The sequence below is a fragment of the Mycobacterium sp. TKK-01-0059 genome (genome assembly GCF_000709305.1).
In the GTDB taxonomy this organism is placed as follows: Bacteria; Actinomycetota; Actinomycetes; order Mycobacteriales; family Mycobacteriaceae; genus Mycobacterium; species Mycobacterium intracellulare.
The window spans coordinates 2,705,693-2,721,012 of sequence record NZ_KL446993.1; the positions used below are offsets into that span (position 1 = coordinate 2,705,693).

Genomic DNA, 15,320 nt, shown 5'->3' on the forward strand with positions numbered 1-15,320 from the left:
CCTGAACAGCCAACCGTGGCGGACCATCCCCGAGATGGTCTCGACCGCGGCGGACCGGTTCGGCGACGCGGAAGCGATCGTGGACGGTCCGCTGCGGCTCACCTTCTCCGAAGCGGTCGAGCGAATCCGGTGCGCGGCAGGCGCCTTCGCCGGCCTCGGCATCGACAAGGGCGACCGCGTCGCGATCTGGGCGCCCAACTCGGCGGAGTGGATCGTCGCGGCTTTCGGGCTGCTCACCGCGGGCGGCGTACTCGTCCCGGTCAACACGCGGTTCAAGGCCGACGAAGCGGGCGACATCATCACCCGCAGCAAGGCCAGGGCCGTCATGGTCCAGAAGGGATTCCTGGGGCAGGAGTACACCGCGCCGGCCGGGATACCGGTCATCGACCTGAAGTCCGATTTCCTTTCCGGCGGCGCCCCGTTCGAGCGCGCGGTGAGCGGTGACGACATCGCCGATGTCATCTTCACCTCGGGCACGACCGGCCGCCCGAAGGGCGCGATGATGAACCACCGCCAGACGCTGCGCATGTACGAGGAATGGGCGACGCTCGCGGACCTGCGCGAGGGCGACCGCTACCTGCAGGTCAACCCGTACTTCCACACGTTCGGCCTGAAGGCGGGACTCGTCACGTCGTTTCTGCGCGGCGCGACGATGCTGCCGGTCCCGGTGTTCGACGTCGGTGAGGTGGTGGATCTCATTGAGCGCGAACGTGTCACGATGCTGCCCGGCCCGCCGACCCTGTATCACTCGTTGCTGACGGTCCCCGACAAGGCCAAGCTGTCATCGTTGCGGGCGGGCGTGACCGGGGCGGCCGACATCCCGGTCGAACTGGTCCGCCGCATACACGGCGAATTGCCGTTCCAGACGCTGATGACCGGATACGGGCTCACCGAGGCCGGCAACGTCACCCTGTCCCGGCCCGGCGACTCGTTCGAGGACGTGGCCACCACCGCCGGCCTGCCCTGCGACGGGGTCGAGGTGCGCATCGCCGACGACGGCGAGGTGCTGGTCCGCGGCTACGGCGTGATGCAGGGCTACCTCGACGACCCGGAGGGCACCGCGGCGGCGATCGACGCCGACGGCTGGCTGCACACCGGGGACCTGGGCAACCTGGACGACGCGGGCCGGCTGCGCATCGTCGGGCGCAAGAAGGACATGTTCATCGTCGGCGGCTTCAACGCGTACCCCGCCGAGATCGAGGGCTTCCTGATGCACCACCCGGCCGTGGCGCAGGCGGCGGTCATCGGTGTTCCCGACGAGCGCCTCGGACAGGTGGGCAAGGCGTTCGTCGTCGCGAAAGATGCTGTCACCGCCGAGGAGTTGATCGCCTGGTGCCGCGAACGCATGGCCGGCTTCAAGGTGCCACGATCGGTCGAGTTCCTGGACGTGCTGCCCCTCAACGCCACCGGCAAGGTGGTCAAGGACCTGCTGCGTTAGGCCTGCTGGCACCGTCGTATGCCCGATACGAGAATCGCGTTTCCACAGCTTGTTAGGATTCAGTTAGGCGGTCGCACGGCGGCATCGGCCGAACGCTCAGGAAAAGGTGATAACGTGGTTCTCCTCGTCGTTACGACCGTCGCGGCTGAATGAATATCGCGCGGGTGCTCGCGCGCTGACGCGTAGCCCGAGTAGGGTTGCCCAACGGCGACGGCCACAAGAAGACTTGCTACGAGGCAAGCGGTAGAGGAGTTTCGCATTGAGTCAGGAACAGCCTCGTTCTCGGGCTGGTGAGCGGTGAGTGGCGGCACCCGCCAGAATGCCGCTGAAAAATCGGTTCCGGTGAACGAGGACGAAACGCCAAGCACCGCCGCCGAAATCCGAGCGCTGGCCGAACAGGCCGAGGCCGAGGCCCAAGAAGCGGAGGCTCTCGCCACCGCGGCGCGCGCCCGCGCCCGCGCCCTTAAGTTGCGCCGCGAGGCCGAACTCGCCGAAGCCAAGAAACAAGCCGCAGAGGAAACCGCCGCAGCGGTTCCCGCAGAGGCCGAGCCGGAGGCGACGGCGTCCGTGGCGACCGAGGCGCCCGACGCGGAGGTGGACGCCACCGAGGCTGCGGACGATGCGGAAACCGTCGGGGCCGAAGAGTCGGTCGCGGAGGCCGAAGCGGATGCGTCCGCCGACACGGCCCAGCCCGCGCGCCGCCGGCGCCGCCTGTCCGGCCGCTTTCGTCGTCCCAAGTGGTCGACCCTCGCCGCCAGCCTGGCGGTGCTGGTCATCATCGCTGCGCTGGCGGGCAGCGGCTACATGATCAACGAGCATCGCGATGCGGTACAGCAGCGTCAGCATGCGGCCGAATTCGTCGCAGCGGCCCGACAGGGTGTCGTGACCCTGACGTCGCTGGACTTCAACAACGCCAAACAGGGGGTGCAGCGCATCCTCGAGAACTCCACCGGCTCGTTCAAGGACGACTTCGTGAAGATGGCCGACGATTTCACCAAGGTGGTGGAGCAGTCGAAGGTGATCTCGCAGGGCAGCGTGCAGGCAGCGGCCGTGGACTTGGACACGATGACGAAGGATTCAGCGGTGGTGCTGGTCGCCTCCACCTCCGATGTCACGAATGCGGCTGGCGCCAAGCAGGATCCGCGCAACTACCGGTTGATCGTGACTGTCGCCCGCGACGGTCGCCAGCTCAAGATGTCGAAAGTCGAGTTCGTGCCGTGACCGCAGATAAGACATCGGCTCAAGAGACCGCGGAAGTCGAGGAGACCCCAGAAGTCGCAGAGGTTGAGGAAACGGTTGACGCCGCAAAGCCCGGCGACGCCGACTCCGCCGAGGACGTCCATGCCGTCGACCACGACAAGGAACCGGGTCGCCTGAAGCGGTTCGCCGCGCGGGCGAGGAAGCGCTCGTCGGGAAAAATCGTCCCCGCGGTGCTGGCGCTGCTCGTGGTCGCGTCGCTCGCCTTGCTCGGCGGACTGTATTGGTTCTCCTACCGGCCGGACCGCGCGACCGACGCGGCGGCCGCGAAGTCGGCGATTTCGGCCGCCAGTGACGGGACGGTGGCGGTGCTGTCGTATTCGCCCGACACCCTCGACCGCGACTTCTCTTCCGCGAAGTCACATTTGACCGGTGACTTCCTCTCCTACTACGACCAATTCACCCAGCAGATCGTCGCCCCGGCCGCCAAGCAGAAGGCGGTGAAGACCACCGCGGTGGTCCTTCGGGCCGCGGTGTCGGATCTGCATCCCAATTCCGCCGTGGTGCTGTTGTTCGTCAACCAGAGTACGCAGAGCAAGGATCGACCGGAGCCGACCTTCACCAACAGCAGCGTGTCGGTCACGCTGACGAAAGCTGATGGCAAATGGCTGATTTCGTCGTTCAACCCCATATAGGGCCGTCGCGTTGACCACAGGCGACATTCATTCGATGGTGATCGCGTCGGACTACCGCGTTCCGGATCCCAGCCGGGTCTGGCCGCTGCTCGAGCGCCGGAAGGCGGCGCTGGCCGACATCGGCGCCCACCACGTCCTGGTCTACACCTCGACGCATGACTACGGCCGCGTGCTGGTGATGATCGGCGTCCACAGCCGCGAGCCGATCGTGGAGTTGCTGCGCGCCCGGATCTTCTTCGACTGGTTCGACGCGGCCGGCGTCGACGACATCCCCGCCGTCTTCGCCGGCGAGATCGTCGACAGGTTCGTCCCGGCGTCCACGGGAACGACCGAGGCGCCCGGCGTCGTGGTCGCCACCATCGCCTCCGTCCACGACGTGTCGGCGCTGGCCGCCGAAGTCGCCTCGGCCATGGACCGATTCGTCGCGGCCGGCATCCGCAAGACCTGGATCTTCCAGGCCTTCGACGACGAGCACGAGGTGCTGATCATGTCCGAGTTGCCCGACGAGGACAGCGCCCGGCGATGGATCGAGCATCCCGATGCCGCGGCGGAATGGATGTCGGGCGCCGGGGTGGGGCCCTACCCGCCGATATTCGTCGGCCGATTCACCAACATGATGCGCATCGAGGCGGACTGAGCGGCCACCTCATGTTCGTCTGCCTGTGTAACGGGGTCACCAGCCAAACGGTGACCGAGGCGGTCGAAGCCGGGGCCTGCACGACCAAGGACGTCGCCCGGGCCTGTGGAGCGGGCGCCGACTGCGGGCGGTGCCGGCTAACCGTCCAGGCGATATTGCGGTCGTCGAACCCGAACGGCGCGACCGCTCACCCCGGACCCCAGCCGGGGCGCTAGCGGCGAACGCTGCCGTCCGGCGACATCGGCTGGACGAGTTCGACGAGCAGCGGCGGGATTTCGAGCCGCGGCAAGACCACCTCGACGAGCACCATGTTGTCGCGGTGCCGAGCCGCGGCGGTCAGGGCGTCATCGAGCTCGCCGTAGGTCCGCACCCGGAACGCCAGGTGGTCGGTGAAGCCCAGCGCGCCGGGGATGTCGGTCCACTTCCAGTTCACGATGTCGTTGTAGGGGGCCGTCTCGCCGTGGATCGCCCGTTCGACGGTGTAGCCGTCGTTGTTGACCACCACGATGACCGGGGACAGTCCCTCCCGCGAAAAGCTGCCCAGCTCTTGGACGGTCAGCTGCGCGGCACCGTCACCGATCAGCAGCACCGTCCGGCGGTCCGGGTGCGCCACCGCCGCGCCCAGCGCCGCGGGCAGCGTGTAACCGATTGAGCCCCAGAGGGGTTGGCCGATGAAGGTCACCCCCTGGGGCAGGCGGTGGTCGGCCATGCCGTAGAAGGACGTGCCCTGGTCGGCGAGGACGACGTTGCCCGGGGTGAGCGCCGTGCACAGGCGGTCCCACAACATCTCCTGCGTCAGCGGCTGGTCGCGCGGCGGCGGCGGGGGCAGCGCCTCGGCGGGCGGCGACGCCACCGGCGGTGACGTGACCGCGCGCCGGGTCAGGATGGTGGCCAGCGCCTCCAGGGCGGCGCCCATCTCCAGCGGCGCGAAGACCTCACCCGCCACGCTGCTCTGGTACTGCCCCACGTCGATGGTGCGCGCCGGGTCGATCCGCTGGCTGAAGAAGCCGCTGACCATGTCGGTGAACACCACGCCGGCGGTCACCAGCACCGGTGCCTCCTCGATCGCGGTGCGCACCGCCGGGGCACTGGCCGACCCCGCGTAGATCCCCAGGTAGTTGGGTGAGCTCTCGTCGAGCAGGCTCTTACCCCACATCAGCGTGGCGTAGGGCACGACATCGGCCGCCAGCAGCGCCTCGAGTTCTTTGACCACCTGCAGCCGGTGCACCAGCAGGTCGGCCAGGACGGTCAGCTGGTGGTCGGCGATGAGCCGGGAGGCGGCCTCGACGAACAGCGAGAGGGCCCGCGGGCTGGTGCCGCCGGTGTAGCGGGGCAGTGGGTCGCGCGGCGGTTCGGTGGGGAAGCGGGCCACGTCGGTGGACAACAGGATGTATCCGGGCCGCTTCTGCTCGCGCACCTCGGACAGCACCCGGTCGATCTCACGGCGGGCCGTCGCGGGCATGAGGTTGGCTTGGGCACAGGTGATCTCGCGGCTGACCCGGAAGAAGTGCTCGAAGTCTCCGTCGCCCAGCGAGTGGTGCAGCGCGCGCCGGGTGCCCTGCGCGTCCTTGGAGGGCCCGCCGACGATGTGCACGACGGGCACCTGCTCGGCGTAACTGCCCGCAATCGCGTTTGCCGCCGACAGCTCGCCGACCCCGAAAGTCGTTACGACGGCAGCCATTCCGCGCAACCGGCCGTACCCGTCGGCGGCGTACCCGGCGTTCAGCTCGTTGGCGTTGCCCACCCAGCGGATGGCGGGGTGCGCGACGATGTGGTCGAGGAATTCCAGGTTGTAGTCGCCGGGAACGCCGAAGATTTCGGTGACGCCGAGTTCGGCGAGGCGGTCCAACAGGTAGTCACCGACGGTGTAGACGGGCCCGGTCGCTGCGTCAGTCACAAGCACGACGGTACCTCGGTCGAATTCGTTCCGGCGGCCACGCCGTTTCAGTATCGTGCGGGCTATGGCACTCAAAGAATCCCGCGACATCGTCATCGAAGCCAGCCCGGAGGAGATTCTCGACGTCATCGCCGATTTCGAGGCGATGCCCGAATGGTCCGAACCCCACCAGAGTGCGGAGGTCCTCTCGACCGGGGCCGACGGCCGGCCCGAACAGGTCAAGATGAAGGTGAAGGTCGCCGGGATCACCGACGAACAGGTGGTGGCCTACACCTGGGCGGCGGACTCGGTCAGCTGGAAGCTGGTGAGCTCCTCGCAGCAGAAGGCGCAGGACGGGAAGTACACCCTGGTGCCGCAGGGAGACGCGACCCTGGTCAAGTTCGAGCTGCTCGCGGACCCGAACGTGCCGTTGCCCGGCTTCGTCCTCAAACGCGCCGTGAAGGGGACCATCGATTCGGCGACCAAGGCGCTGCGCGAGCGGGTGCTCAAGGTCAAGAAGGGCAACTAGGGCGTGTCTGACAAGTGGGCTAGCTGTTCTGACCACGGACGTTGGTGACGGCGTGGCGTGGTGACATGACGAAGACCTCCGAGTGAAGTGCGAGCTGTCTAGGAACGCACTGCTCACCCTCGGAGGTCTTCGTGTCCCACCGTAATGCCCCGTTGTCCGAAACTGGCCGTCTGCGATTGGCCCGTTGTGTTGTCGATGATGGTTGGCCGCTGCGGCGCGCCGCCGAGCGGTTTCAAGTCTCAGTGACCACGGCGGCCCGGTGGGCCGGCCGTTACCGTGTGCTCGGGCCGGCTGGGATGGCCGACCGCAGCTCGCGACCGCATCACAGCCCGCAACGCACCCCCACCCGCACCGAGCGACGGATCATCAAGGTTCGGGTCCTGCGCAGGTGGGGGCCACACCGGGATCGCTTATCTGTTGGGCATGCACCCCTCCACGGTGCATCGGGTGTTGACCCGTTACGGGCTGGCTAAACTACGCTGGTTGGACCGCCCTACCGGGCGGGTAATCCGTCGCATCGAGTCATTGCGGTGTGGGGATCTGGTGCATGTCGATGTCAAGAAACTCGGCAAGATCCCCGCCGGCGGGGGCTGGCGGATACTGGGCCGCACCGCGGGCAATCGCAACTCCCGCAACGACACCAGCAGCGGGGTCAAAAGCAAGCGATATCACCCGCTGCACGGTCATCACTTTTTGCATACCGCCCTCGACGGGCATTCACGGCTGGCCTACAGCGAGCTGTTGACCGATGAACGTCAAGACACCGCTGCAGGGTTTTGGCTACGTGCTAACGCCTGGTTCGCCGATCATGGCATAACTGTGCGAAAGGTGTTGACTGACAATGGTTCCTGTTACCGATCACGCACATTCGCCGATGCTCTAGGTGCCGTTGAACACCGCAGAACCCGGCCCTACCGGCCGCAGACGAACGGGAAAGTGGAGAGATTCCACCGCACCCTCGCCGACGAGTGGGCCTATGCCCGGCTCTACACCAGCGACGCCGAGCGCTGTCAGGAGTTCCCGATCTGGCTACACACCTACAATCACCATCGCGGCCACACCGCACTCGGCGGCCAACCACCCGCCAGCCGCGTACCTAACCTCTCAGGTCAGAACAGCTAGCCAGATGGTGATGGCTCTGAGCACGGCTGCGGCGCGATAGACGATGGCGAGTTTGTCATAGCGGGTGGCCAGGCCGCGCCATTGCTTGACGACGTTGAAGCTGCGTTCAATGACGTTGCGGCCCTTGTAGTCCTGGGCGTCGAAGGCCGGCGGCCGCCCGCCGCGCGAGCCCCGTCGTTTGCGGTGAGCGATCTGGTCTGAGGGCTCCGGGATCACCGCAACGATGCCGCGCCGACGTAACTGGGCGCGGGTGGATCGACTTGAATATGCCTTATCGGCGCGAACCCGTTCGGGACGCGTCCGCGGCGAACCGCCACCACCGGGGGCCACCTTCAAATGCGCTAGCAAATGCTCAAAGACGGGGCCGTCGTGGGCTTGCCCGGCCGAAACCAGAACCACCAGCGGGCGCCCGGCGCCGTCGACGAGGTGATGGATCTTGCTGGTCCAGCCGCCGCGGGAACGGCCAATACCGTGGTCAAGCGGCTCGACGCGGAGATTCTTGTAATTCGACCCAGCCCCCTGTGTGCCGAGTGACGTTTGTGGCGTGCTGATGCGCGCGAGCGATCGTGGAATCCACCGCCACCGCCCAGTCGATGATCCCCGCCTCCTGGGCAGCAGTCAGCAACCGCGCCAACACCACATCCCACGTGCCATCTTCACTCAGGCGCCGATGCCAGGTCCAGATCGTCTGCCAGGGCCCGAACACCTCAGGCACGTCCCGCCAGGCGATCCCACACCGATACCGGTAGATGATCCCCTCCACCATCTGGCGAGCATCCCGAAAAGGCCTGCCCTTCTTGCCCGTCCGAACAGGCAACAAATCCTCGATCAATGACCACTGAGCATCAGAAAGCAACCGAAACCGCGACATGACCTAAGCCTCAGGCATAACACCTGAAACACTTGTCAGACACGCCCTAGTCGCGGTGGGCGACGGCGGGCCCCTGGCCGGGGTGAAGGTGATCGAGCTCGGCGGGATCGGACCGGGGCCGCACGCGGGGATGATGCTCGCCGACCTCGGGGCCGACGTGGTGCGGGTGCGGCGCCCGGGCGGCTTGGTGATGCCGCCCGAGGACCGCGACCTGTTGCACCGCGGGAAGCGGATCGTCGACCTGGACGTCAAGACGCAGCCTCAGGCGCTGCTCGGGCTCGCGGCCCGAGCCGACGTGCTGCTGGACTGTTTCCGCCCCGGCACCTGCGAGCGGCTCGGGATCGGCCCCGACGAGTGCGCGGCGGTCAATCCGCGGCTGATCTTCGCGCGGATCACCGGCTGGGGGCAGGACGGACCGCTGGCCCGGACGGCGGGCCACGACATCAATTACCTGTCGCAGACCGGCGCACTCTCGGCGCTGGGCTATGCCGACCGGCCCCCGATGCCGCCGCTGAACTTGGTCGCCGACTTCGGCGGCGGGTCGATGCTGGTGCTCCTCGGCATCGTGGCGGCGCTCTACGAGCGGGAGCGCTCGGGCGCGGGGCAGGTGATCGACGCGGCGATGGTCGACGGCGTCAGCCTGCTCGCCCAGATGATGTGGACCATGAAGTCGACGGGAGCGCTGCGCGACCGGCGCGAATCGTTCCTGCTCGACGGCGGCGCCCCGTTCTACCGCTGTTATGAGACCGCCGACGGCAAATACATGGCCGTCGGCGCCATCGAGCCGCAATTCTTCGCGGCGTTGCTGACCGGGCTCGGCCTGTCGGCCGGGGAGGTGCCCGGCCAGCTCGACGTCGCGTCCTACCCGCGGATGTACGAGGTGTTCGCGCAACGGTTCGCCAGCCGGACCCGCGACGAGTGGACGACCACCTTCGCCGGCACCGACGCGTGCGTCACCCCGGTACTGACGTGGACCGAGGCGGCGGCCGACGAGCACCTGAGGGCGCGGTCCACGGTGGTCACCGCACACGGGGTCGACCAGGCCGCACCCGGCCCACGCTTCTCGCGGACCCCGGCCGCGCCGGTCGGGCGGCCGCCGGCGGCCACCTCGCCCATCACCGAAATCGGTTGGTAGTAAACCTTTTACGCCGAACCATTCCGGGGCGGGGCCGCGGTTGCTAGGTTGAGCTCAGTGGCCGTAAAAGCATCACGTGAATTTGTCGTCGACGCGCCGCCGGAAGTGGTCATGGAGGCGCTCACCGATGTCGGCGTGCTGTCAGCGTGGTCGCCCCTGCACAAGAACATCGAAGTGATCGACCGCTATCCCGACGGCCGGCCCCACCACGTCAAGACCACCATCAAGATTCTGGGGCTCGTCGACAAGGAGATCCTGGAATACCACTGGGGTCCCGATTGGGTCGTCTATGACGCCAGAGGGACTTCCCAGCAGCACGGCCAGCATGTCGAGTACAACCTCAAACCCGAGGGCCTCGACAAGACACGGGTGCGTTTCGACGTCACTGTCGAACCGGGCCGGCCGATGCCCGCCTTCATCGTCCGGCGTGCCAGTGAGAGCGTGCTCGACTCGGCGGTCAAGGGATTGTGCGAATTGGTAAACCGTGTCAACGGTTCGACCGAGCCGGAATAGCCGGCGGCTCGCATTTTGCCTTCGGTACCGCCTGACCGGTTGCTAGCTTATTAGCAGTGGCCGTTCAAGCGTCGTCGGAAATCGTCATCGACGCGCCTCCGGAAGTGATCATGGAGGCGCTGGCCGACATGGACGCCGTGCCGTCGTGGTCGCCGGTGCACAAGCGGGTCGAGGTCATCGACAAGCACCCCGACGGGCGTCCGTACCACGTGAAGGTCACCATCTCGGTCACCGGCATCCACGACACGGAACTGCTCGAATACCACTGGGGTCCGGACTGGATGGTGTGGGACGCCGAGAAGACGGCCCAGCAACGGGGCCAGCACGGGGAGTACACCCTGACCAGGGAGGGTTACGACAAGACCAGGGTGCGGTTCGCCATCACGGTCGAACCGTTCGCGCCGCTGCCGGAGTTCTGGGTCAGCCGGGCCCGCAAGAAAATCCTGCACGCCGCGCTGGAGGGTCTGCGTCGGCGCGTGGTCGAGGGCTTCGGTTCGGGCGGGTAGGCGGCCGGTCAGCGCAGGACGGCCAGCCTCCTGATCGCCTCGTCAAGGGTATCCTCGCGTTTGCAGAAGGTGAAGCGCACCAAGTGATTCCACACCTTGGCTTGCGCCGAGGCGTGCTCGGCCGCCGGATCGCAGAACGGCGACAGGGGGATCGCGGCGACGCCCGCCTTCTCCGGCAGGGCCGCGCAGAACGCGGTGCTGTCGTCGTAGCCGAGGGGCCGCGGGTCGGCGCACAGGAAGTAGGTGCCGGCGCTGTCGTGCACCTCGAAGCCGATGTCGGACAGCCCGGCGGCCAGCCGGTCGCGACGGGCCCGCAACGAGTCGCGCAGCCCGGCCACCCACGCGTCCTCGGTGTCGAGCGCGAGGGCCACCGCCGGCTGGAACGGCGCGCCGCCGACGTAGCTCAGGTATTGCTTTGCCGCACGCACCCCGGCAATGAGTTCCGCTGGCCCGCAAGCCCATCCGATCTTCCAGCCGGTGCAGTTGAACATCTTGGCCGCGCTGGAGATGGTGATCGTGCGCTCGGCCATGCCGTCGAGGCCGGCCAGCGGAAGGTGTCGGTGTTCGTCGAACACCAGGTGCTCGTAGACCTCGTCGGTGATCACCAACAGGTCGGCGGCGATCGCGACCTCCGCGATGGCGGTGAGCTCGGCCGGGCTGAGCACGGTGCCGGTCGGGTTGTGCGGCGAGTTGACGATCAGCGCGCGGGTGCGTGGCGTCACCGCGCGGCGCAGGGCGTCGGCGTCCAGGGCGAACCCGCGGCCATGGGGCACCAGGGGCACCGCCACCCGGTGCGCGCCGGCCATCGCCAACACCGGCGAGTAGGAGTCGTAGAACGGCTCGATCAGGAGCACCTCCGAGCCGGGCTCGACCAGGCCCAGCACCGCGGACGCGATGGCCTCGGTCGCCCCGACGGTCACCAGCACCTCGGTGTCGGGGTCGTACTCGATCCCGAACCGCCGCTGCCGCTGGGCGGCGATGGCGGTTCGCAGCGACGGCACGCCGATGCCGGGCGGGTACTGATTGTGTCCCTCGGCGATGGCGTCTTGGGCGGCCTTCAACATGGCCGCGGGCCCGTCCTCGTCGGGGAAGCCCTGCCCGAGGTTGACCGCACCGACCCGCGCGGCCAGCGCCGACATCTCGGCGAACACCGTGGTCGCGTACGGACGCAGCCGCGACACCGTCATGCTGGTCGAGCTTAGGGGGCGCGGGCCCTCGAGCGTCACGCCAGTGTGGCGCTCGCACGCCGGCGCCACGCTGGCGTGTCCCCGGCAGGCGGCGGTACCCCCAGCTCGGCGCGGGAGGCGCCCGGCACTGATGACCAGCGGCGATCGGCCCAACCAACAGGTTGGCCGGGCACTTTGTTAGGGTGCGGTATCTGGACCTACCTTTAATACGGATCCGAAACCCACTCGTGAAGAGGAACTCGACATGTCCGAAGAAGCCTTCATCTATGAGGCCATCCGCACGCCGCGGGGCAAGCAACGAAATGGCTCGCTGAACGAGGTCAAGCCGCTGAACCTGGTGGTCGGGCTGGTCGAAGAGCTGCGCCGGCGCAACCCCGACCTGGACGAGAGCCTGATCAGCGACATGATCCTCGGCTGCGTGTCCCCGGTCGGTGACCAGGGCGGCGACATCGCCCGCACCGCGGTGCTGGCCGCCGGGCTGCCCGAGACCACGGGCGGCGTGCAGCTCAACCGGTTCTGCGCCTCGGGCCTGGAGGCCGTCAACACCGCCGCGCAGAAGGTGCGCTCCGGCTGGGACGACCTGGTGCTGGCCGGCGGTGTCGAGTCGATGAGCCGCGTCCCGATGGGCTCCGACGGCGGCGCCTGGGCGCTGGACCCCGAGACCAACTACCAGATCGGCTTCGTGCCGCAGGGCATCGGCGCCGACCTGATCGCCACCATCGAGGGCTTCTCCCGCGAGGACGTCGACGCGTACGCGCTGCGCTCCCAGCAGAAGGCGGCCGAGGCCTGGTCGGGCGGCTACTTCGCCAAGTCGGTCGTGCCGGTGCGCGACCAGAACGGTCTGGTCATCCTCGACCACGACGAGCACATGCGGCCCGACACCACGATGGAGGGCCTGGCCAAGCTGAAGACCGCGTTCGACGGCATCGGCGAGATGGGCGGCTTCGACGACGTGGCGCTGCAGAAGTACCACTGGGTCGAAAAGATCAACCACGTGCACACCGGCGGTAACAGCTCGGGCATCGTCGACGGCGCCGCGCTGGTGCTGGTCGGCTCGGAGAAGGCGGGCACGTCGCAGGGCCTGACCCCGCGCGCCCGCATCGTCGCCACCGCGACCAGTGGTTCCGACCCGGTGATCATGCTGACCGGCCCGACCCCGGCCACCCGCAAGGTCCTCGACCGCGCGGGGCTAACCGTGGACGACATCGACCTGTTCGAACTGAACGAGGCGTTCGCCTCGGTGGTGCTGAAGTTCCAGAAGGACCTCAACATCCCCGACGAGAAGCTGAACGTCAACGGTGGCGCCATCGCGATGGGCCACCCGCTGGGCGCCACCGGCGCCATGATCACCGGCACCATGGTCGACGAGCTCGAGCGCCGCAACGCGCGTCGCGCGCTGATCACGCTGTGCATCGGCGGCGGCATGGGTGTCGCCACCATCATCGAGAGGGTTTAAGACCATGGCAGAGAACACCATTGCGTGGGACAAGGATGCCGACGGCATCGTCACGCTGACGCTCGACGACCCCACCGGGTCGGCGAACGTGATGAACGAGCACTACAAGGAGTCGATGCACAAGGCGGTCGAACGCCTTGTCGCGGAGAAGGATTCGGTCACCGGCGTGGTGATCACCAGCGCGAAGAAGACGTTCTTCGCCGGCGGCGATCTGAAGAGCATGATCAACGCCGGACCGGAGAACGCCGGCGACGTCTTCACCGAGGTCGAGGACATCAAGCGCGACCTGCGGACCCTGGAGACCCTGGGCAAGCCGGTGGTGGCCGCCATCAACGGCGCCGCGCTGGGCGGGGGCCTGGAGATCGCGCTGGCCTGCCATCACCGCATCGCCGCGGACGTCAAGGGCCTCGTCGTCGGTCTGCCCGAGGTGACGCTGGGCCTGCTGCCGGGCGGCGGCGGGGTGACCCGCACCGTGCGGATGTTCGGCATCCAGAAGGCATTCATGGAGGTGTTGAGCCAGGGCACCCGCTTCAAGCCGGCGAAAGCCAAGGAGATCGGCCTGGTCGACGAGCTCGTCGGCTCGGTCGACGAACTGGTGTCCGCCGCCAAGGCGTGGATCAAGGCCAACCCCGATTCGCACGAACAGCCTTGGGACAAAAAGGGTTACAAGATGCCCGGCGGCACCCCGTCCAGCCCCGCGCTGGCGGGCATCCTGCCGTCGTTCCCGGCGCTGCTGAAGAAGCAACTGAAGGGCGCCCCGATGCCGGCGCCGCGGGCCATCCTGGACGCGGCCGTCGAGGGCGCGCAGGTGGACTTCGACACGGCCAGCCGCATCGAAAGCCGTTACTTCACCCAGCTGGTCACCGGCCAGGTCGCCAAGAACATGATCCAGGCGTTCTTCTTCGACCTGCAGCACATCAACGGCGGCGGTTCGCGCCCCGACGGCATCGAGCCGGTCAAGATCAACAAGATCGGTGTGCTGGGCGCGGGCATGATGGGCGCCGGCATCGCCTACGTGTCGGCCAAGGCCGGCTTCGACGTGGTGCTCAAGGACGTCGACATCGAGGCCGCCCAGAAGGGCAAGGGTTACTCGGAAAAGCTTGAGGCCAAGGCACTTCAGCGTGGCAAGACCACCGAGGAGAAGAGCAAGGCGCTGCTGGACCGCATCACGCCGACTGCCGACCCCGCCGAGCTGGCGGGCGTCGACTTCGTGATCGAGGCGGTCTTCGAGAACCAGGAACTCAAGCACAAGGTGTTCCAGGAGATCGAGGACATCGTCGAACCCAACGCGCTGCTCGGGTCGAACACCTCCACCCTGCCGATCACCGGTCTGGCGACCGGCGTCAAGCGGCAGGAGGACTTCATCGGAATCCACTTCTTCTCGCCGGTCGACAAGATGCCGCTGGTGGAAATCATCAAGGGCGAGAAGACTTCCGACGAGGCCCTGGCCCGGGTGTTCGACTACACGCTGGCGATCGGCAAGACGCCGATCGTGGTCAACGACAGCCGCGGGTTTTTCACCAGCCGCGTGATCGGCACGTTCGTGAACGAGGCGCTGGCGATGCTCGGCGAGGGCGTGGCCCCGGCCAGCATCGAGCACGCCGGTTCGCAGGCCGGCTACCCGGCGCCGCCGCTGCAGCTGTCCGACGAGCTCAACCTGGAGCTGATGCACAAGATCGCCGCGGCCACCCGCAAGGGCGTCGAGGACGCGGGCGGCACCTACGAGCCGCACCCGGCCGAGGCCGTCGTGGAGAAGATGATCGAGATCGGACGGCCCAGCCGCTTGAAGGGTGCCGGCTTCTACGAGTACGTGGACGGCAAGCGGACCCGGCTGTGGCCCGGCCTGGCCGAGACGTTCAAGTCGGGCAGCGCGGAGATTCCGTTGCAGGACATGATCGATCGCATGCTGTTCGCCGAGGCGCTCGAGACGCAGAAGTGTCTGGACGAGGGCGTGCTGACCTCGACCGCCGACGCCAACATCGGCTCGATCATGGGCATCGGCTTCCCGCCGTACACCGGTGGTAGCGCGCAGTTCATCGTCGGTTACTCCGGTGCCGGCGGCACGGGCAAGGACGCGTTCGTGGCCCGCGCCAAGGAACTGGCGGCCAAGTACGGCGAGCGGTTCCTGCCGCCGAAGTCACTGAGTTAAGTCCTGCCG

Annotated in this window: 12 protein-coding genes and 3 pseudogenes; 12 read left to right on the forward strand and 3 right to left on the reverse strand. The window is 67.5% G+C overall.

What is annotated here, in order from left to right:
- The first annotated feature begins 1 nt into the window (after position 1).
- The 5 genes from K883_RS13180 to K883_RS26770 all read left to right on the forward strand — a co-directional run bounded on the left by K883_RS13180 (position 2) and on the right by K883_RS26770 (position 4,182).
- Entirely contained in the window at positions 2-1,438 is a 1,437-nt protein-coding gene (locus K883_RS13180) for a FadD3 family acyl-CoA ligase (RefSeq protein ID WP_081656309.1), read from the forward strand.
- A 342-nt stretch (positions 1,439-1,780) separates the two neighbouring features.
- Positions 1,781-2,659 carry a hypothetical protein gene (locus tag K883_RS13185; RefSeq protein ID WP_036454659.1) on the forward strand — a complete coding sequence of 293 codons (879 nt, stop codon included), beginning with the start codon at positions 1,781-1,783 and terminating at the stop codon, positions 2,657-2,659.
- A 152-nt stretch (positions 2,660-2,811) separates the two neighbouring features.
- On the forward strand, positions 2,812-3,330 hold the full coding sequence (locus K883_RS13190; protein ID WP_231504874.1) for a twin-arginine translocation pathway signal: 519 nt from the start codon (positions 2,812-2,814) through the stop codon (positions 3,328-3,330).
- A 10-nt stretch (positions 3,331-3,340) separates the two neighbouring features.
- Entirely contained in the window at positions 3,341-3,967 is a 627-nt protein-coding gene (locus tag K883_RS13195) for a fatty-acid--CoA ligase (RefSeq protein WP_086426963.1), read from the forward strand.
- 11 nt (positions 3,968-3,978) lie between these two features.
- Entirely contained in the window at positions 3,979-4,182 is a 204-nt protein-coding gene (locus K883_RS26770) for a (2Fe-2S)-binding protein (protein WP_007168657.1), read from the forward strand.
- Here the strand turns inward: K883_RS26770 and K883_RS13200 are convergent.
- The gene (locus tag K883_RS13200) at positions 4,179-5,864 is read right to left on the reverse strand and encodes an alpha-keto acid decarboxylase family protein (RefSeq protein ID WP_036454662.1); all 1,686 of its coding nucleotides are present in this window, start codon (positions 5,862-5,864) and stop codon (positions 4,179-4,181) included. The genes K883_RS26770 and K883_RS13200 overlap by 4 nt on opposite strands.
- Positions 5,865-5,928: 64 nt before the next feature.
- Between K883_RS13200 and K883_RS13205 the strand changes: the two genes are divergently transcribed.
- Together K883_RS13205 and K883_RS26775 are read left to right on the forward strand one after the other, a co-directional pair.
- Positions 5,929-6,372 carry an SRPBCC family protein gene (locus K883_RS13205; protein WP_007168659.1) on the forward strand — a complete coding sequence of 148 codons (444 nt, stop codon included), beginning with the start codon at positions 5,929-5,931 and terminating at the stop codon, positions 6,370-6,372.
- 131 nt (positions 6,373-6,503) lie between these two features.
- Positions 6,504-7,494 (forward strand): annotated as a pseudogene (locus K883_RS26775) (IS481 family transposase).
- Here K883_RS26775 and K883_RS28555 read toward each other — a convergent pair.
- Positions 7,477-8,365 (reverse strand): annotated as a pseudogene (locus tag K883_RS28555) (IS5 family transposase). The pseudogenes K883_RS26775 and K883_RS28555 sit on opposite strands and share 18 nt — an antisense overlap.
- A gap of 55 nt (positions 8,366-8,420) precedes the next feature.
- Between K883_RS28555 and K883_RS13225 the strand changes: the two are divergent.
- The 3 genes from K883_RS13225 to K883_RS13235 are packed head-to-tail and all read left to right on the forward strand — an operon-like array spanning position 8,421 to position 10,519.
- Positions 8,421-9,500: a CaiB/BaiF CoA transferase family protein gene (locus K883_RS13225; RefSeq protein WP_007168660.1), complete on the forward strand. Its 1,080-nt coding sequence runs from the start codon at positions 8,421-8,423 to the stop codon at positions 9,498-9,500.
- A 57-nt stretch (positions 9,501-9,557) separates the two neighbouring features.
- A complete protein-coding gene (locus K883_RS13230) occupies positions 9,558-10,013 on the forward strand; it encodes an SRPBCC family protein (protein WP_007168661.1) in 456 nt (151 codons plus the stop codon).
- Between the two features lie 56 nt (positions 10,014-10,069).
- Entirely contained in the window at positions 10,070-10,519 is a 450-nt protein-coding gene (locus tag K883_RS13235) for an SRPBCC family protein (protein WP_007168662.1), read from the forward strand.
- Here the strand turns inward: K883_RS13235 and K883_RS13240 are convergent.
- Positions 10,515-11,706: pseudogene (locus K883_RS13240) on the reverse strand (pyridoxal phosphate-dependent aminotransferase); the annotation flags it as partial. The gene K883_RS13235 and the pseudogene K883_RS13240 overlap by 5 nt on opposite strands.
- A 244-nt stretch (positions 11,707-11,950) precedes the next feature.
- Between K883_RS13240 and K883_RS13245 the strand changes: the two are divergent.
- Both K883_RS13245 and K883_RS13250 read left to right on the forward strand, forming a co-directional pair.
- Positions 11,951-13,162 carry an acetyl-CoA C-acetyltransferase gene (locus K883_RS13245; protein ID WP_020821665.1) on the forward strand — a complete coding sequence of 404 codons (1,212 nt, stop codon included), beginning with the start codon at positions 11,951-11,953 and terminating at the stop codon, positions 13,160-13,162.
- 4 nt (positions 13,163-13,166) lie between these two features.
- The gene (locus tag K883_RS13250) at positions 13,167-15,311 is read left to right on the forward strand and encodes a 3-hydroxyacyl-CoA dehydrogenase NAD-binding domain-containing protein (RefSeq protein ID WP_020821666.1); all 2,145 of its coding nucleotides are present in this window, start codon (positions 13,167-13,169) and stop codon (positions 15,309-15,311) included.
- Positions 15,312-15,320 lie beyond the last annotated feature (9 nt).